The sequence below is a fragment of the Streptomyces lydicus genome (genome assembly GCF_004125265.1).
GTDB lineage: Bacteria > Actinomycetota > Actinomycetes > Streptomycetales > Streptomycetaceae > Streptomyces > Streptomyces lydicus_C.
Genome location: NZ_RDTE01000003.1, coordinates 7,858,382 through 7,876,484, shown reverse-complemented (window position 1 = coordinate 7,876,484; position 18,103 = coordinate 7,858,382). Strand labels below are relative to the sequence as shown.

Below are 18,103 nucleotides of genomic sequence, written 5' to 3'. Positions count from 1 at the left end.
GGGGTCCCTCTGCACGGCCACGCCCGCGTGTTCGACGGAGCACCGACTCGATCGGCGCACATGTCACGACCCTGAGCGGATCCGCGTCGCGGACCTGGCAACCGCTCACTCCTCGGCGTCCGGTCGCCGTCGCCCTCACCGGCGAAACAGCAATCCCTACGGGATCTCCGGGCGAACAGGTCGGTGACGGGGACGCTGCCGAGCTCTCCGCTCGCCGCTCCGTGGTCTTTGACCGCTGCGCCCGGCGAACGACCGCCGCGACAGCGGCACGCCCGAAGCGCTCACATCCGAGATGCTCACGGACGGCGGTGTGCTTCGTCGGCGCGGCCACCGGCGCCCAGGAGTCCGGTCGCCTCGAAGGGGGTGCGGGCCGCCAGCCGGGGAAGCTCCCGCCGTGAGAGCCGGGTGACGACGACGGGCAGGGCGGCACGTACCGCCTGTGCCGCACGGAGCCAGGCCGGTACGTAGACGGCGGCGGCACGGCGTTCCACGGCGGTGACCAGCCGGGCGGCGACCCACTCGGCCGGATAGACCTTCCTCGCGGGCGGGGGCATGTGGGCACGGAGTTCGCGCAGCACGGGGTGCTGGTCCGCGTCCCGGATCATGTCGGTGTCGGTCCAGTTCAGATAGGCGATTCCGACGCCCACGCGCCGAGGGGCGAATTCGGCACGCAGCGAGTGCGCGAAGGATTCCACCCCGGCCTTGGAGGCGCAGTAGGCGCTCATCAGGGGAGCGGCTCCGATGGAGGCCGTCGAGGCGATCTGCAGGAGGTATCCGTGTGTGGCGAGCAGGTCCGGCAGGAAGGAGCGCGCGGTGATCGCACTGCCGGTCAGATTGACCTCGATCACCCGGCGCCAGGTTGCCGGATCGGACTCGGCGAAGGGCCCGCCTTCGGCGATCCCGGCGTTCGCCACGACGACGGACGCCGGACCCAGGCGGTCGCGGACTTCCCGCGCCACCTGCCGCATGGCGTCGTCGTCGGTGACGTCGACCGCCCAGCAGCCCGATGCTGCCGGAAGGGACGACGCCACTCGGCGCAGTGCCGCTTCCTCCCGCCCCAGCAGTGCCACCCGGGCCCCTCGCCGGGCCAGCTCGCGGACGATTTCCTTCCCCAGACCGCGCGCGGCTCCGGTCACCACCGCGGTGTGTCCGTAGAGAGCGTGCGGTCGCCGCGAGCCGGCCATCGAACGCGGTCGCGGTGGACGCGGCGAGAAGGGCATCGAGAACTCCCCACTCCTGACGACAGGCGGTCGGGCTGCTTTCACGTTTCACGGTAGGCGCGTCGGGGCACCGGCGCGCGCCGCGCAGCGGGCCGCCATGGTGCCGGCCGTGGTCGTCCCGTCCGGCGGACCGCTTTTCGGTACCTTGCGCGAACGGGTGGCACGTTGTGCGTACGCATGCCAACCTTCTGTAATCAGTCGGCGGCTGCCGTTGCCGTCGCCGACAGCACGGCGGCCGTCATCCCGGTCGCCGGCTGCACAGTCCGCCTGCAGATCCGCGCCCTGCAGCGTCGCTGTCTTCACGGGGGGCCGAACAGCGTGAAGGAACGTCCGTTGGGGATACAGGGCATCGAGGCCCTGTACGAGGAGTGCCGCAGCCGGCTGCAGGACGACACAGCCGCTCCCGGCGGGCGCGGGCTTCCCACCGTCGTCCTCGTCGGACCGCGGGGCAGCGGCAAGACCACCGTTCTGAACTGGCTCGGCTACCTCGGATCACGGCGCCCGCACGCCTACTTGGACTTCGGCTCCGCCACGCCCCGCAGACCCCATGAGGTCGCCGGCCGTCTGGCGTACGGGCTGTCGCACCGCTTTCCCCGGCAGACCCCCCTGGTCTTCCCGCGGCTGACGCTGGGACTGGCCGTGGTGGCCCCCGAGCTGTCGCTGGACGCCACGGATCCCGAGCGGGCCAAGAAGCAGTTGCGCCAGGCGCTGCGCGGCCCCCAGGAACCCAACGTCGCAGGCGACCGGGTCGCCGCGGTGGCCGGGTTGCTGCAGGACCTCAACCTGGTCCGGATCCCCGGCGTCAGCCTGCTGGCCAGCCTCATCCGGCAGCCGCCCAGTATGCCGCTGCGGGTGACCCGGCACACCGGGTTCGCCTGGTACGCCGGCCCGCTGGCCGCCCTGGACGCGCTCGTCGAACTCAACCAGCTGAGCAAGAGCGAGGAGCCGGCGGACCGGGCCACGGTGGACCGGCGATTGTGCGAGGCGTTCCTGGCCGATCTGCGCGGTGAGTACGCGCGCCGACGGCGCGACCGCAACTGCGTCGTCCTGCTGGACAACATCGATGCTCCCGGCGGGCGCGAATTCCTGGACCTGCTCATGGAACTCCGGGACGCCGGCGGGCAACCGGATCCGCTCCTGGCCGTGGCCGCGGCGTCGAACGTCGGCCGGGTGCCGGCGATGTTCGCAGCCGGGCCTGCGGGAGTGCGGCTCCGCACCCCCGAGCAGGCCTGTTACGCCGACTGGGAGCAGGCCGTTCCGGACCCGCCGCCGGACCGCTCCTGGCGCTGGTACTGCGTCCAGCTGCGCGGTCTGACCGCCGGCGAGACCGCCCAGCTCGGCACGAACATCGCCGCGCGGCTGCCGGAGGCACCGCTGCTCGCCCACCGGCTGACTGGCGGGCATCCGTGGAGCGTCCGGCAGCTGCTCACTGCCTCGGCGCGCCTGGTGGGCCGCGAGGAACCGGAGAAGCTGCTGCGCGCGGTGCTCTCCGGCACCGCGCCGTCCGCGGAAGGCGCCGACGGGGGACCGCTGCTGGAAGAGGAGGCGCGGCAGTACCTGCTGCGCGATCTGACGGATGACCAGCACCGTGCGCTCGTCGAGTGCTGTGCCGCCCGCGAGTTCGATGCCGCCTGCGACGCGGGGCTCCTCGACCGCTTCGCGTTGCACACCCGCGATTCGCTGGCCCGGGTGGTCGCGACCCGACTATGGCTGACCGATCCGGTCCCCCAGGATGCCGAGGCCCGCGGTGGCCGGGGCGGCGGATATCTGGAGGGCGTCCATCCGCAGCCCTTGCGCGGCGGCTCCGTCCTGCATCCGTGGCTGCGCCTGCTGCTGTTGCAGGAGCTGGCCGCCCGCCCGGACCGCTGGAGCGCCGTCCACGAGCAGTTGCGCACCTGGCACGCCCACCACGGCCACCCGCTGGAAGTGCTCTACCACTCCCTCGCGCTGCACCGGGTGGACGACGTCGTCGAGCATCTCGCCCGGCGCCTGGTCGAACTCTCCGACACCGGCGTCTGGTTGTACGAGCTGTACACGATCACCGCCGCACCCCTTCGGGAACCGGTGCTGCCGGAGCAGCCCGCCACGCTGCGTCTGGAGCAGTTGGCCGCCGACCTCGCACCCCGCTCGTTCGCCGAGCACACGCCCCTGACCCTGCTGGTGGTCGGGCTGTGGCTGGCGTCCGATCCCCGCAACCGGCTGCCCGGTACGCATCCCGAGCTCAACCGGACCGTCAACGCGATGCTCCAGGACCTTGCCATGCGCTCCGTCCCCCGCCGGATCGGGCTCATGCACGAGGCCGCGAAGTACGTGTGAGCACCCCGCAGCACCCCGTCCCTAGGAGCCGGCACCATGCATCTGCCCCCGCAACCCGCCGACGCACTCCCCCCGTGGTGGAAGGGGTGGCGAGGAGTCGCCGCCCTCGTACTCGCACTGGCGCTGACGGCCGGCGGGCTCTGGTTCCTGTGGCCGGCGCGGGAGGACACCAGCTGCGCGGCGGACCAGCCGGGGCTGCACTGGGACGGCACCGGCCCGCAGCGCGAGTGCGTCGGCCTCACGGACGAGAAGGCCTTCGCCTTCGACCCCCGTCTCAAGGGGATCACCGACCGGATCGCCCAGGAGAACCGACGCGTCCGCGCCCAGTGGGAGCATCCCGCCTCCGGAAAGAGCCGGCTGCCCTACGTCAAGGTCGGCGTCCTGATGCCGATGACGGAGAGCGACACCAGCGCGCTGCCCCTCGCCGAGATCCGCACCGCTCTGGAGGGCGCCTTCATCGCGCAGTGCCGGGCGAACGCCTGCCCCGAACTGTCCACGACCAGCTCCACCGGCATCCAGGGCAAGACGCCGCTGATCCAGCTCGTGCTGGCCCATGAGGGGCGTAACGAGACGCACTGGAAGCCGGTGGTACGGCAGTTGGCCGGTCTGGTCGGCGACGAGCATCCCCTGGTCGCCGTCACCGGCATGGGCGTCAGCATCCCGGAGACCCAGGCGGCCGCCACTGAGCTCAGCCGGCTGAAGATCCCCGCGATCGGTGCGGTCCTGACCGCCACCGACCTCAACTCACCACGCCTGTTCAAGGTGTCGCCGTCCAACGTCGACTACGCCAAGGCGCTCCGCCGGTACCTGGACCACTCTCCGCTGGCGGGGCACCGCGGCTACCTCGTCTTCGACAGCCGGGACGACAACTACGTCAAGACCATGCGCACGGCGTTCGACGAGGAGTTCAGCGATTACATAGGCCGGCGGCGCGCCTCGTTCGTCGGCACGACCGGCCACAACCCCGCGGGCGTCCCGCGGCTCTTCTACAACGCCGTCAACAACATCTGCCTGACCAAGGCGCAGGTGATCTTCTACGCCGGGCGGGACCGCGATCTCGCCGACCTCATCCGTGCCCTGTCCACCCGCAGCCAGTGCGGTCACGACGCGCCGATCACGGTGATGACCGGGGCCACCGGGGCGTTCGCGCAGGGGCAGCAGGTACGGAGCCTGCTCAGGGACAACAAGATCACCATCCTGGACGTCTCGGCGACGAGTCCGGCCCAGTGGGCCCGTGGCGTCCATGCCCCGTCCGGTTTCAAACCGTTCCACCAGGCCCTGCGGGACCTGCAGTTCCCCGACTCGGTGATGGACGACGGATACGCGATCATGCACCACGACGCCGTGCTGACCGCGGTCTGGGCCACTCGCAACGTCACCGGCCAGACCGGCAAGGAGGCACCCGACGTCCAGGACGTCTACAACGAGGTCACCAATCTGCACGACGCGAGCACCGTTCCCGCGGCCGGCGGAGAACTCAGCTTCGACGACGCCTCCCACGGCTGGCCGCACAACAAACCGGTTCCGGTGATCCGACTGCCCGAGCCCCTCAAGGATCCAGGACCGCCCTATCTGGTGCCGTGACCCGGGCCTGAGCAGGGGAACGCCGGCGTACTCCCCGAGCAGGGCAACGCCGGCGTACTCCGCGCGCACGTGAGACGGCGTCAACTTTGTTGGTTAAACTTTCCAATACCGACGCGGCGGTGGCGGCGTCCAGGGCAAGGGGAGCTCGATGGGTAACGGACTCAAGGCGGACATCGGGTCGTTGCGTACGGGCGGCACCGATTTCGACCGGATCGGTAAGGACTACCAGTCCCTCGTCGACACGCTGCAGAGCGGTCTGACCTCCCTCGAAGGCCAGGACACACCGCCGTGGGGGGACGACGAGCTGGGGGAGAAGTTCGGCGTCGTCTACGAAGGCCTGCGCGACGGCATGTACGAGTCGATGGGCCACCTGGCATCGAAGCTCCAGGAAATCGGCGGCGGGCTGGACAACATGGCCAAGAACCATGAGGCCGACGAAGACTTCAACGACTCCATGATGAAGCAGCACATCGCGAACGAAGAAGCGGAGAGCCGGCTGATCGCCCAGGTCAAGCGGCCCAGCGTTTAGCGCTTCGGTCTGCGGCCCGGTTCGTTGACGGGCCTTGTCACTGTTGCCTTGCCTTGCCGGGCCGGGTTCCACTCGGGCTTGGTCCCGCTCCGGGGCCGGCTCCGTTTCCGCTCCGGCTCCATTTCCACTCCGGCTCGGTTCCTGTTCGCGCTCGGCTACTGCTCTTGCTCGGCTCCTGCTCCCGCCCGGCACCTGTTCCGCCTCGATGACGTCGTCCTGACATATACCGACAGCCGATGACCGGTACGTACCCGAACCGCTGTACGTAACCACTCCTCCCTACGCGCCCAAGTCTCCCTACGTACCCGAGCCTTCGTACGTAGGCCAGACCTCGCCTCTGTACGTAGCCGACCTCTGTACATAGCCAGACCTCCGTACGCGGCCAGACCTCCGTACGTGACCACTCCTCCGGGTAAGCACCCGAACCACATCAGCCAAGGGGAACGCCGCCGTGTCGTTGATGCTGCCGGACGCACTTGAGTGGGTCCTGGAAATGCTGGGGTTCAACTGGCCCACGGCGGACGAGGACAAGTTGATGGACTCCGCCCAGAAGTGGCGGGATTTCGCGTCCGGGGTGGAAGATCTCCAGTTCCGGGGCGTCAAGGCGGCCGGCGATGTGATGTCGCAGAATTCCGGCGACTCCATCGACGGTTTCCACACCACATGGGAGAAGTTCGCGGGCGGCTCGGGTTACTTCGCCGATGCCCGTAGTGCCGCGAACGCCATCGCCACCGCTCTCGACGCCGCGGCCGGACTCGTCATCGGGATGAAAGTCGCGGTGATCACGCAGTTGGCGATCCTCGCCGCAGAAATCATCGCGGCGCAAGCAGCGGCACCCTTCACCTTCGGGTTGTCCGAGGCAGCGGCCGTGGCGGCGACCACCGCGACCCGTGCGATCGTGCGGAAGATCATCAAGGAGGTCGCCAAGCAGCTGCTGGACGCGGCGATGGAAACGGCGAAGGAACCCGCCGTCTCGGCGCTGCAGGCCATGATCTCGGACGTCATCGCCCAGTCCGTGAACATGAACTTCGATGCGCAGAACGGCTTCGACCTCGGCCGTACGGTGAACAAGGGCGCCGAGGAAGGCGTCAACGCGCTCAAGAACTCCGGGCAGACGTTCGCCGAGTCGCTGCGGGACGGTGCGGGCGCCAAGGCCGGACATCACGTACGCAACGGACTGGAATCGGCAGCGGGGCACGGCTCCGACGCGGATTCCGGGCACGATTCCGCCCCGGACCCGGGCGGAAAGTCCGGTAAGGGGCTGTCCGGCGGTAGCGGCAGTAGCGGTGGTGAGACCAGTAGCGGTGCGGGCAGCGGTGGTTCGGGGACGGCGGATGCGTCTTCCCCGGGGGCCGACCCCGCTTCCGATGGCGGTCGGTCCCCGGACGGCGGGGGCCGTTCCCCGGACGGCGGCGGTCGGTCCGAACCTTCGCCTTCCGGCTCCCCGTCTCCGGATCAGCTGACTCCGTTCGACGCGGGATACCACGCAGCACAGAGCGGCGGCGAGGGCGGGGTCGGGGGCGATGCACCGTCGGGCTTCGCTGCCGACTCCTCGCACTCGTCGTCCACGCCACCGGTGTCCTCGTCCTCCCCCTCCTCCTCGCCCTCCTCGCCCTCCTCGTCCTCCTCGTCCCCGTTCTCCACGTCCTCGCCTTCGGCGTCCCCCGACTCAGGCCCCTCCCCCGATTTGGGTTCCTCCCCCGACGCCGGGACGGACACCACACCCGATGCCGCACCCAACGCCACGCCTGCGCCCGAACGGTCCCCGGACTCGGCAGACCGGCCGGAAGCACACGTCCCCTCCCCCTCGCCCGCACCCGACAACACCCCCGCAGGCCCGGATTCCTCTCCTTCGCCATCACAGAACGACAACGGCAACAACGGCAACAACGGCGAGAGCGGCGAGAGCGGAAACAGCGGCAACGAGAGCAGAAGCGGCAGCGACAACGGCACCGGGAGCGGGGGCCGGGGCGGGACGCCTTCGGCCGCCCCCATGCCTCATGCGGCTTCGTCGAACCCCTCGCCCGCTTCCTCGTACGGCTCGCCTCCGCAGCACAGCCCTCACCAGCCGCACGATGACAGCGACGTCACCATGCACAGGGACAGCGCGACCACTCTCGCGCCGCCCCCCTCCGGTGTGCCGGACACGTCGCATTCCGACGGCGATCCGTCCCGTCCGTCACCCGCCCAGACCTCGCCCTCTCCCGCGGCTGCCACCGCGCCGCCCGGCGTGGGCACGGGCGGCGGCCCTGTGCCCGCCCCGAGCGCCCCCGCCGGAGCCCATGCTCCCCCGGACACTCGGCCCGCCCCTGTGCCCCCGCGCTCCACACCGTCCGACAGCGGCACCCCGCACCGCGGCACGCCCACCAGGGGCCCCCGTACCGCGCCCTATGGCGATTCGCGCAGTACTCCTCCGCATCGGGGCCCGGGCACACCCGACCAGGCCTCGCGTCCCCGGCCAACGACCCCGCACGCCAACCCGCCCCGTACCGAGCAGCCGCGCGGCGACGAGTCGTCACCGCACAGGACGCAGACTCCGCCGCCGAGCACAGCGCAGGAGAACCACGGCTCCGACCAGCACGCTCCGGGACAGCCCACTCCCGGTCCGCAGCCCCCGCAAAGCGATGACACAACGCCCGCACCCGACCACAGCGCAGACTCCCCGGAGGCCCACGCCAAGGATCATCCGGCCCCCCACACCGACGACGGCCACACACCTGACGCCGAGTCCCACCCGCAGGATGACCGGCCCACCCTCGATGACATCCGCGCTGGTGTCCAGGAGGCCCCCGGCGGCCTGTTGCCGCCCGACACCGCGGATCAGCAGGCACTCGTCAACGCCATCCCCCGTCACGACGACGGCACTCCCCAACGCTTTCCCGATCCGTTCGGGGACTGGTCCCAGTTGCAGAACGACGGCGGGACGAATGTGCCGGGCCGGTCCAACAACTGTGCCGACTGCAGTCGCTCGTTCCTTGAGACCTGGTACGGAAACCCTCAGGTCTCGGCGCCCCGTACACCGGATCTCGCTGCGGACGGAACCCCGGACCACTGGTCGCCGGAGAAGGACGCCAACGAGAACATCATCGGCTGGACCGGTGCGCCGCACTCGTATGCGGGCACCAGCCCCGACGGGCATGCCGTGATCGCCCGTGACCTTCTGCAGGCCGGCCCGGGTTCTTCCGCGATCGTGCAGGTCAACTGGGACGGGGGCGGGGGCCACGCGTTCAACGCCGTCAATCACAACGGCCGCATTGTGTGGGTGGACACCCAGAGCGGCGAGGTGAGCGAGCAGCCCATCCACACCAAGGGCGCCACGGATGTCTTCTACATCCCGCTGGACGCCGACCGGAACCCGCTCCATCCCGCTCAGGATCCGGCGTCCGACTCCCACCCGTCGCAGGAGTCGGACCCGTCCCAGAAGTCAGACGCGTCGCAGGAGTCGGACCCGTCACAGGACAACCACGCCACCTCGGACGCGAGCGGTCCCGCCGACCACCCGGCCGGTGACGCCTCGCAGGAGTCACACGGGAACCACGACGTCCACGCGAGTAACACCGCGCCCCACACCCCCGCGGAGGGCACGCCGGACACCGGTCCCGGCAGCTCATCGGGCGGGCACGGCCAGGAGAACGGACACGGGCAGTCGTCCGGCCCCGAAGCTCCCGGCGGAAAGCGGAAGGCCAGCGATCCGCCCCCCACGGACCACCAGCCGTCCGGCTCGGGCGCCGGATCCTCGTCGGAGCACGGGAACAGCCACAAGAGGCCGCGAACGGAGCCGGACCACGACGGACTCGCCGCTCTGAAACTGGACGACGCCTCCTCACACCTACCGTCACCTGCGCCTCCGTCGCCGCCGGAGCCGTTGCCGTCGTCGCCGTCGCCGTCGCCGTCGCCGAAGAGCGATGACGACGCGATGGACGTCGACACGAAAGAGCCCTACTCCGACCCGCACGACCGCGGGGACAGCGATACCTCCGAACAGGAGCGGAGAGGCGATCGCACCCTCGACGCGGAGCCCGAGGGAGCCAAGGAGTACGGGATTGCGCCGGACAGGCTGCAGAACGAACTCCGGCGGGACCGGGACGTACACCGCGTTCCGCTCGACAACGTCCACGCACACCTGGACAGTTGGGCCAAGGACGGGAATCTGGCGGAGGTCCTGCGTGCCTCGACCGGTGATGCCACTCCCTCCTCACTCGATGCCGGCAAGGGTCCGCGCGCATTCACCCAGAGCGACCTGGAACAGCGGCTGCCCGGTTTCAAGGACCTGGAGCGCGGTGAACGGCTCGCGGTCGTTTCGTCCCTGGCCCGGCTCAGCGTCGGATTCCACGAACAGCACGGCGTGGGAAAGAATCCGGAGCACGTCGACAAGCCGTACCGCAAGGAGGGCGAGGGCGATCCCAAGCCGGAGAGCCCGGACAGTGCGGCCAAGAACTCGGATGAATCGCTCGGTGTGCGGGGACATCGCAAGAGCAGCGACAAACTGCTCAACGGCCTCAAACTCGGCACCATTCCCCCCAGCCTGAAGCACAACAGCCCCGACCTGACGGACCGCAACTATGCGGTACTGGAGGTCGAGGGCCCACCGCCCGGACGCGAGACGCACTATGTCACCGACTCCTCGGTGCCGGTGGGTGAGAAGTACGTTTCGGGCCGGCACTCGGAAAAGCATCTCGCCGAATGGCTCAAGCGGGTCAATGGGGGCAACGGGACCTACACGCCCAAGGCCGTCTATACGGAACGCGAGCCCTGCGGAATGGGGCAGGGCCATGCGAAGTGTTCCACGGTGCTGCGGGACAAGACCCTCGACGGCTCAAAGGTGTACTACAGCACGACCTATCGCACGGACCCGGCCGATGTAGCGGCAAAGAAGAAGCTCGACACGGAGAAGACCGTGGAGAAGAGGAAGGTCGACAAGATGAGTGCTGCCGATGTGCAGCAGAGCATCGCCGATCGCATCAACGCACGCTCGGACAAGTCCACCGAACGGGCCGCCAAGGAGATCGCGGCAGCACAGAAACTCAGCGAGGCGGACGCGCGCAAGGAACTCAAGAAGCTCATCGAGCGCGAATACAGCAAGCGGAAGGAAAATTCGACGACGGAGGAGAAGCAGGCCATGGTCCGGGAGATGGACCGGCACATCGAGCACCTGAGTGCGACCTGGCGGAAGATCCAGCCGAGTCTGAGTTGACCTGCTCCGCCGGCTCCGGGTACCGCCGGCCCGTACCGCGGTGGCGGTCCCGGGCCGGCGGCGCTACCGCGGCCGGTCCGGGACCGGGTGGCGGGGGCCCGTCCCGGCCCTCAGATGTCCAGCGCGCCCCTGAACCTGCCGTGCCCGACATCCGGGCTGGTCACAGCGAGCCAGCCATGGCCCACCCGGTCGAGCACTTCGACGGCCGTCGGCTGGATGGAGAGCCACGACGCCGCCTCCTCCGGGTCGCGGACACCTTCGGTGTACTCCGCGGCCTCTTCCGGGTCGTACAGTTCGTCGTCCTCGTCCTGCATCAGGTCCCGCTCGAACTCCATCGGCTCGCCGACCCATTCGGGATCGCCGTAGGTGCGGTAGCCACGTTTGTCCTGCCCGTTCTCCGCGACCCACCACACCCGTGCGCCGTGGTAATCGTCCACTGCGTAGAAATGCGCTTCCCGGCACCGGGCACTGAGTTTTTCGACGGCTTGCGCCCAATTACCGTTGAGATAGTCGGCACCGTAGACGAGCCGCCAGCCGTCGAATTCGGGCGTGATGAACACACGGTATTCCGTGGTGGTGGTGCCGTCGGCGCAACGGTGGTCGAGCGAATTCTCCTCGTGGACGGCGGCGGACACCCCCAGCGCAGTGGTGACCGGGCGCGCGTCGTGCAGCCCCAACGCCCCGACGATGTCCTGCACTTCCGCTCGTGGCACCGCCAGCCAGGACCCGGCCGGAAGGTCACCGGGCGTCTCGTCCAGCAGCTTGATCCGGACGAGTCGTTCGACGGCCGCCCGGTCGGCAGGGGCGAGGGCATCGGCGCCGCCGATACTCGCGAGGATGCGGAGTGCGGCCGGCCGCAGGCGGCCGGGGCCTTCACTGCGCACCCTCCTCAGGGGCTCGATCGCCGCGGTGCCAAGGCGCTCCAGGCACGCCTCAGCGGCCGATTGCCGGGTTCCTTCGCCGTCGACGATCAGCGGCAGAAGGTGCTCCACGGCCGGAGCACCGAGCGCGACCAGCCGGTCCGCCGCTGCCCTGCGCTCGTCCCGTTCCACGGCGCCCAGTTGACGTACCAGCGCGGCGATGTCCTCACTCATGGGAACGACCCTAGCCGAGCGGGTAATGCCCTGACCCCCGTAGGCGATTCCTTGGGCCGGGCGCTCAGTGCGGCGAGAAACTTGTCGAGGCCAGGCCTTCTCCGTGGATCTCGGACCTGCCTATGTTCCCCCCGGGGCTGCCGTATCGCGACCATCACGCACGTACCCCGGCCATCACACACCGGATACCGGATACCGGATACCCGGTACCGGCCACCTCTGCTTCCCTCCTGGAGGACCGCACCTTGGACAGCAACACCACTGTGAACTCCACCGACGCCGCCGACTCCACCGACTTTCCCCGCCAGTTCGCCCGCAGCCGCCGCTTCTCCCTCGGCGTGCCACGGCATTTCGCCCTCTCCCCCGACGGCAGCCGCGTGCTCTTCGTCCGCACGGTCTCGGGCACCGATCCCGTAGGCCGGCTGTGGCAGTACGAGAGCGGGACGGAACGGCTGCTGGCCGATCCGGCACTCCTGGTGGGATCCGGTTCCCGAGCGGTCCCCGAGGAGGAGCGGCTGCGCCGTGAGCGCGCCCGTGAGCGGTCCGTGGGCGTGGTGTCCTACGCGACCGACAGCGCCACCCGTCTCGTGGCATTCGCACTGTCCGGAGCTCTGTGGGCGGTGCACACCGACGGTGGCGCGCCGTTCTCCGTCCCGGCGGCAGGTCCGGTGGTCGACCCGCGCCCCTCCCCCGACGGGCGGCACATCGCCTATGTGAGCCGCCGCTGTTTCCACGTCGTCGATCTGACCGGTGCCGACCGCCGGCTGGCCGCCGCGGAAGGCCCGGACATCTCCTACGGACTCGCCGAATACGTGGCCGCCGAGTCCATGCACCGGATGCGCGGCTACTGGTGGGCGCCGGACAGCCGGCACGTCCTGGTGGCCAGGGCCGACACCGGCCCCGTGGAGCGGCGCTACATCGCCGATCCCGCTGATCCGACGAAGCCGCCACGGGCGATCCCGTACCCGGCGGCCGGTACGCCCAACGCCGAGGTCACCCTGCAGATCCTCTCCCTGGAAGGGGAACGGGTCGATGTGGAGTGGGACCGCAGGGCGTACGAGTACCTGGTGGACGCCGGCTGGGATACACACGGTCCGTACCTTGCCGTCCAGAGCCGCGACCAGCGGATCCTGCGCACCCTCTCCGTCGATCCGGCGACCGGTGCCACCACCGTGCTGCATGAGCGGACCGATCCGGCGTGGGTGGAGATCGTTGGCGGCACCCCGGCCCGTACGGCCTCGGGTGCCCTGGTACTCCCCGAGGACGACGGCGACACCCGGTACCTGACCGTCGGAGGCCGCCGGGTCACCCCGGAGGGGCTGCAGCTGCGCGCGGTCCTCGGTGTCGAGGGCGAGCGGGTGCTGTTCAGCGCGAGCGAGGACCCGTTGGAGACGCATGTGTGGTCCCATGATCCCGGCCACGGCTGCCGCCGGCTGAGCCGCGGGCCAGGCCGGTACACCGGTGTGGGACGGGGCGGCACGGTCGTGCTGACGGGAGTGACACCGCGGGGCGATGAAGTCGGTGTGCTGCGGGGAACGGGGGCGGCACCGGAACCGGGGCCGGGACCGGACCCGGACAAGGGCGCAGGGGCGGGCACGAGGGCTGAGACGAGGACGGGGGCCGGAACGGGCACAGGGGCTGGGACGGGCACAGGGGCCGGGACGGGCACAGGGGCCGGGACGGGCACGACGCACGGCGACGCCCCCCATGAGGTCATCGCCTCGTTCGCCGAAGAGCCCTCGGTCACTCCGCGCCCTCGCCATCTCCTCCTCGGAGAACGGCAGTTGCGTGGCGCGCTCTTCCTTCCGTCGTGGCACGAGGAGGGCGCCGGAAAGCTGCCGGTGCTCCTCGACCCGTACGGGGGCCCGGGCGGGCAGCAGGTGGGGCGGGGCCGCGAGTGGCCCAGCTGCGTTTCGCAGTGGTTCGCCGAGCAGGGGTTCGCAGTGCTGGTGGTCGACGGGCGCGGAACACCGAACCGCGGCCCGGCCTGGGAGAAGGCCGTCTTCGGCGACCAGCTCACGCCCGCGCTGGAGGACCAGGTGGACGCGCTGCGGGCAGCCGGGGCGCGCTTCGAGCACGACCTGGACCTGACACGGGTGGCGATCCGCGGGTGGTCGTTCGGCGGGTTCCTCGCCGCCGCAGCGGTGCTGCATCACCCCGAGGTCTTCCACGCGGCGGTCGCCGGTGCCCCGCCCACCGACCAGCGCCTGTACGACACCCACTGGAAGGAGCGGTATCTGGGCCACCCGGAGGAGCACCCGGAGAACTATGTGCGCTCCTCGCTGGCCGGTCACGGCCATCTGTTGCGCCGCCCCCTGCTGCTGATCCATGGGCTCGCGGACGACAATGTGGCCGCCGCGCACACCCTGCGCTTCTCGGCGGAACTGCTCGCGGCGGGCAAACCGCACAACGTCCTCCCGCTCCCCGGCGCCACCCATCTGCCGGCCGACGACACGGTCAACGCGCAGCTCCTGCACTTCCAGCGGGACTTCCTGCTGGATGCGCTGGCAGCGCGCGTCGGCGAGGGCTGAGGGCTGAGGGCTGAGGGCTCTCACAGGTTCGGCTGGTGGCCCGCTCTCGGCACGGCGCCTGCGCACAGCGATCGCGTCCCGCATTGAACACGCCGGGCGGTCGCTCCGTATGGACCTTGTGCAACGTCCATGGAGCACGGAGTACCACGCGCACCGCAGGCACCACCATGAACCGGAGGCACACGATGGCTCGACAGGCAGCGTCGCAGCAGACGGAGACCGAAGCGATGACCGCGACGGAGGAGACCGGGCAGGCGACAGCAGGTCGCGGGGCGGCGCGGCGAACCGTCGTCGCGGCGGTCGGCGCGGCCGGGCTGACGGCGGCGCTCGCGGCCTGCGGAGGCGGCATGGAGGACGCGGGGAGCGGCGATTCCAAGGCCGCCGAGGGCGGCGGCCAGTCCGGCGGCTCGGGGGCGAGCGGTGGGGGCGACGGGTCGGCGGGTGGTGACGCCGCCGGTGGGGGCGGCGGCACCATCCTCGCCAAGACGTCGGAGATCCCCAAGGGCGGCGGCAAGATCTTCAAAGCCGACAAGGTCGTCGTCACTCAGCCGCAGGACGGCGACATCAAGGCATTCTCCGCGATCTGCACCCACGCGGGCTGCGTCGTCGGCGAGGTCTCCGGCGGCACCATCAACTGCATGTGCCACGGCAGCAAGTTCGACATCACCGACGGCAGTGTGAAGAAGGGCCCCGCCACCAAGGGGCTGGCACCGGCCAAGGTGAACGTCAAGGGCGGTTCGGTCGCGCTCGGCTGACGGCACACCCGTGACGCCGGCCCGTCGGGACTGCAGTCCGGCGGGCCGGTGACATGCGCGCGGCTCGGGCCACGGGGGAACGGAGTGAGCGGAAACAGCCACCCCGGGAAACCAGCCCGTCAGCCCGTCAGCCCGTCAGCCCGTCAGCCCGTCAGCCCGTCAGCCCGTGAGCCCGTCACAGGATTTCGATGGCATTGACCCTCGGCGGACGGTTCGGGAAGGAGATCTCGTGCCACCGCTCGATCTTCACCGAGTCACCATTGGCGTCGTAGTAGATCAGGTCGTTGCATGTGGGGCGATTCGTCCAGGAGACAACGGAATTCAGGCGGTTCGGGATGTTGGAACGGGAAAGTCAGCCTTGACCAGGGGGTATGAAAGCCGCCTGGGACACGGAAACGGGACGCATCGGGCCGCGACCTGCGGCCTCCCCGCCGGCCCGGTTGCCCGCCCCCCCGGGGCCTCAGCTGTGCTGGGCCCGGTCGTACACCTTCCCGGCCATGACTCCCGGCACTTCCCCCTGCATCCCGGCCGGATGCGAGGGGCGCATCTCACCTCTTCGGGGAATCCCGTAGTACGCCCGCCATGGCTACGGCATCGTCGTCTCCGGCGCCCCTCACGGGCGCTCGGGTGAACGCGAAACAAGGCGAACGCGAACCAATGGGAGGGGTGCCATGAGTGAGCGGGAGACATGGACGACGGAGGAGTTCGGCGCCTCGCACGAGGGCGCGGTCGGTGTACTTCTGGCCGACGGCACCGTTCCGGGCCCGGTCTTCTTCCCGATGAGCTCCGGTGGAGGCGGGCCGTCGGTCTCGCAGTGGAGTGTCTACGACGGCCACTTCGCGCACGTACCGCGGGCGGCGGCGCTGCGCGCGGTGTGTTCGTGCGGCTGGACCGGCACGGAGCACCGGCTGGACTGGGACGAGATCGGCGAAGAGGAGCTGGCCGAGGTGGGCGCGTCCGCCGCGGACGCGTCCCTGGAGGACTGGGATGAGCACACCGTTGAAGTGGAGAAATCGGCTGTTCCTCTGCCGGAGACGGTCACCGGTCTGCTGACCCGGCTGGAGGAGGAGATCGAGAAGCTGGCGAAGTCCTCACCGCTGGCGGCCGTACGGGCAGCCCGTCGGCTGGAGGTGACCGCTGCACGGGTCGGGTACTGGCCGGCCCACGATGCCCGGCAGGACGCGACCGCCGAACAGGCCGCCGCCGCCCTCGGCCTGAACGAGGACGGGGCGCGGAAGCTGATGGCACGTTTCGGCCGGTGGAACCCCTACCTCTGAGCAGAGGGGGGTTGATCCCCTGGACGCAGGCCCAGATATGGCCGGGCACCGGCCCCTTATTGGCGCTGGTACGGCTCTCCCCGGTTGGCGTCTCCCAGGCGTACGTCGTCAGCGACGACCAGCGCGTCGGCGGTTCCGCGGCCGACCCACGTCGGCTCCCCGCGCCGTCGTCAGCGGGTCAGCGGGAGCGGGTCAGCGACCACCGCCCAGTCGTCGCCATACGGCCAGGACGTCATCGGTGGTGGTGACGGTGGCGACCAGAGCGAGGGTGTTGCGGACCATCGCGGTGGTGTAGTCGGCGGGCACCCCTGCGATGGCGTCCGCGGGCACCACGGCCGTGTAGCCCAGATTGACCGCATCGAACACGGCATTGGGGATCGCCACATTTGCCGAGACCCCGGTCACGACGAGCGTCCGGCATCCGAAGTTACGCAGCAACGCATCCACTTCGGTGCCGGCGACCGGCGAAAGGCCGTGCAGTCTGCGCACCACCAGATCGTCCTCTGAGACGGGGATCGGATCGGCTATGCGTACTGCGGTGGATCCGGTGAGCTGCTGGACGGGCAGCCGCTCGGCTGCCCGGAAGAGGCGGGCGTTGTGGCTGGCGCCGCGGCCGTCGGGGCGGCGTTCGGCCACGGCATGCAGCACCTGAACGCCGGTGTCGTGCGCGGCCGCCACCAACCGGGCCACCCGCGCCAGCGCACCCGAACTGCGGGCCGCGTCCGCCAGTTCGGGCAGCGCGCTGTCCGGGCCGACCACGCCGCGCTGGCATTCCACGGTGAGCAGCACCGTAGAGGCCGGGTCCAGTTGCTCGATGAGCTGTGCAGCGCCCGAAGCCATCACATTCCCCTCTGACGGACGTGATTCCCTGCCGGCCTGACGGCGAGCCTGGCCCCTCGACCCAACCGGGCCGAGCCGAGCCGAGCCGAGCCGAGCGAGGGTACCGGGCATTGCGCACGTCAGGAAGAGCCCGCATGATTCCTGACACGATTCCTGACACCTCGTCAGGTTGTAGCGAGGTCGGTGCCAGGCAAGCGGGACCGCCAGTTCAGTGCCGCCCCAGGAGGGAGGCACACGACGGAGGGCGATGAAGTATGGCCGACACACAGCGGCGCGGGCGCCGGATCATGATGACGCGGGGCGAGCTCGACGCGTTCCTCGCGGCGCAGCGCACCTGCCGGGTCGCGACGGTCGGCGGCGACGGCGCGCCGCACGTCGGAGCGCTCTGGTTCGTCTGGGACGGTACGGCGCTGTGGCTGTATTCGATCACTCGGAGCAGACGGTGGGCGCAGCTGCGCAGGGACCCGCGGCTCGCAGTGGTGGTCGACGACGGGCACGAGTACGGCGAGCTGCGCGGGGCCGAGCTGACCGGCCGAGCGGAATGCGTCGGCGAGGCGCCGCGCACCGGCGAGCCGTGCCCCGGGCTCGACGCCCCGGAGCGGCTCTTCGCGGAGAAGTACTTCGGGATGTCCGCGATGCCGCACGACGGCCGCCATGCATGGCTGCGCCTGACACCGGATTCGGTCGTGTCGTGGGACTTCCGCAAGATCCCGGGGTGAGCGAGCCAGGGCGGTAGTGGGGTGGTGGTGCGGGGTGGTGGTGC

The 18,103-nt window shown here is 70.3% G+C and carries 11 protein-coding genes and 1 pseudogene; 8 read left to right on the top strand and 4 right to left on the bottom strand.

Annotation, left to right across the window (positions count from 1 at the left end; genetic code table 11):
- Window positions 1–296: 296 nt before the first annotated feature.
- Window positions 297–1,184: an SDR family oxidoreductase gene (locus D9V36_RS37225; protein ID WP_129298952.1), complete on the bottom strand. Its 888-nt coding sequence runs from the start codon at window positions 1,182–1,184 to the stop codon at window positions 297–299.
- Window positions 1,185–1,553: 369 nt separating this feature from the next.
- Here D9V36_RS37225 and D9V36_RS37220 point away from each other — a divergent pair, with 369 nt between their 5' ends.
- The 4 genes from D9V36_RS37220 to D9V36_RS37205 all read left to right on the top strand — a co-directional run bounded on the left by D9V36_RS37220 (window position 1,554) and on the right by D9V36_RS37205 (window position 10,843).
- Window positions 1,554–3,536: a hypothetical protein gene (locus tag D9V36_RS37220; RefSeq protein WP_241721186.1), complete on the top strand. Its 1,983-nt coding sequence runs from the start codon at window positions 1,554–1,556 to the stop codon at window positions 3,534–3,536.
- A gap of 36 nt (window positions 3,537–3,572) precedes the next feature.
- A complete protein-coding gene (locus tag D9V36_RS37215) occupies window positions 3,573–5,120 on the top strand; it encodes an ABC transporter substrate-binding protein (RefSeq protein WP_129297643.1) in 1,548 nt (515 codons plus the stop codon).
- Window positions 5,121–5,268: 148 nt separating this feature from the next.
- Window positions 5,269–5,649, top strand: coding sequence for a hypothetical protein (locus D9V36_RS37210; RefSeq protein WP_129297642.1), 381 nt, complete (start codon window positions 5,269–5,271; stop codon window positions 5,647–5,649).
- Window positions 5,650–6,109: 460 nt separating this feature from the next.
- Window positions 6,110–10,843, top strand: a complete 4,734-nt coding sequence (locus tag D9V36_RS37205) for a toxin glutamine deamidase domain-containing protein (RefSeq protein ID WP_241721387.1) — start codon at window positions 6,110–6,112, stop codon at window positions 10,841–10,843.
- A 110-nt stretch (window positions 10,844–10,953) separates the two neighbouring features.
- Here D9V36_RS37205 and D9V36_RS37200 read toward each other — a convergent pair whose 3' ends face one another.
- A complete protein-coding gene (locus D9V36_RS37200; protein ID WP_129297640.1) occupies window positions 10,954–11,937 on the bottom strand; it encodes a HEAT repeat domain-containing protein in 984 nt (327 codons plus the stop codon).
- 245 nt (window positions 11,938–12,182) lie between these two features.
- Between D9V36_RS37200 and D9V36_RS37195 the strand changes: the two genes are divergently transcribed.
- Together D9V36_RS37195 and D9V36_RS37190 are read left to right on the top strand one after the other, a co-directional pair.
- Window positions 12,183–14,468 (top strand): S9 family peptidase, encoded by a 2,286-nt coding sequence (locus D9V36_RS37195; RefSeq protein WP_241721185.1) that lies wholly within the window; start codon window positions 12,183–12,185, stop codon window positions 14,466–14,468.
- A 227-nt stretch (window positions 14,469–14,695) separates the two neighbouring features.
- Window positions 14,696–15,223, top strand: coding sequence for a Rieske (2Fe-2S) protein (locus tag D9V36_RS37190; protein WP_129298950.1), 528 nt, complete (start codon window positions 14,696–14,698; stop codon window positions 15,221–15,223).
- Between the two features lie 175 nt (window positions 15,224–15,398).
- On the opposite strand, the pseudogene D9V36_RS37185 reads toward D9V36_RS37190, so the two are convergent.
- Window positions 15,399–15,509: pseudogene (locus tag D9V36_RS37185) on the bottom strand (beta/gamma crystallin domain-containing protein); the annotation flags it as partial.
- 385 nt (window positions 15,510–15,894) lie between these two features.
- Between D9V36_RS37185 and D9V36_RS37180 the strand changes: the two are divergent.
- Complete coding sequence (locus tag D9V36_RS37180; RefSeq protein WP_129297638.1) at window positions 15,895–16,500, top strand: hypothetical protein; 606 nt, start codon at window positions 15,895–15,897, stop codon at window positions 16,498–16,500.
- 192 nt (window positions 16,501–16,692) lie between these two features.
- On the opposite strand, the gene D9V36_RS37175 is transcribed toward D9V36_RS37180, so the two are convergent.
- A complete protein-coding gene (locus D9V36_RS37175) occupies window positions 16,693–17,340 on the bottom strand; it encodes an isochorismatase family protein (RefSeq protein ID WP_129297637.1) in 648 nt (215 codons plus the stop codon).
- A gap of 254 nt (window positions 17,341–17,594) precedes the next feature.
- Here D9V36_RS37175 and D9V36_RS37170 point away from each other — a divergent pair, with 254 nt between their 5' ends.
- On the top strand, window positions 17,595–18,059 hold the full coding sequence (locus D9V36_RS37170; RefSeq protein ID WP_129297636.1) for a pyridoxamine 5'-phosphate oxidase family protein: 465 nt from the start codon (window positions 17,595–17,597) through the stop codon (window positions 18,057–18,059).
- Window positions 18,060–18,103 lie beyond the last annotated feature (44 nt).

Coding starts and splice junctions, on each gene's coding strand:
- D9V36_RS37225 (WP_129298952.1), bottom strand. CDS start 1,184: ATGGCCGGCTCGCGGCGACCGCACGCTCTCTACGGACACACCGCGGTG.
- D9V36_RS37215 (WP_129297643.1), top strand. CDS start 3,573: ATGCATCTGCCCCCGCAACCCGCCGACGCACTCCCCCCGTGGTGGAAG.
- D9V36_RS37210 (WP_129297642.1), top strand. CDS start 5,269: ATGGGTAACGGACTCAAGGCGGACATCGGGTCGTTGCGTACGGGCGGC.
- D9V36_RS37205 (WP_241721387.1), top strand. CDS start 6,110: ATGCTGCCGGACGCACTTGAGTGGGTCCTGGAAATGCTGGGGTTCAAC.
- D9V36_RS37200 (WP_129297640.1), bottom strand. CDS start 11,937: ATGAGTGAGGACATCGCCGCGCTGGTACGTCAACTGGGCGCCGTGGAA.
- D9V36_RS37190 (WP_129298950.1), top strand. CDS start 14,696: ATGACCGCGACGGAGGAGACCGGGCAGGCGACAGCAGGTCGCGGGGCG.
- D9V36_RS37180 (WP_129297638.1), top strand. CDS start 15,895: ATGAGTGAGCGGGAGACATGGACGACGGAGGAGTTCGGCGCCTCGCAC.
- D9V36_RS37175 (WP_129297637.1), bottom strand. CDS start 17,340: ATGGCTTCGGGCGCTGCACAGCTCATCGAGCAACTGGACCCGGCCTCT.
- D9V36_RS37170 (WP_129297636.1), top strand. CDS start 17,595: ATGGCCGACACACAGCGGCGCGGGCGCCGGATCATGATGACGCGGGGC.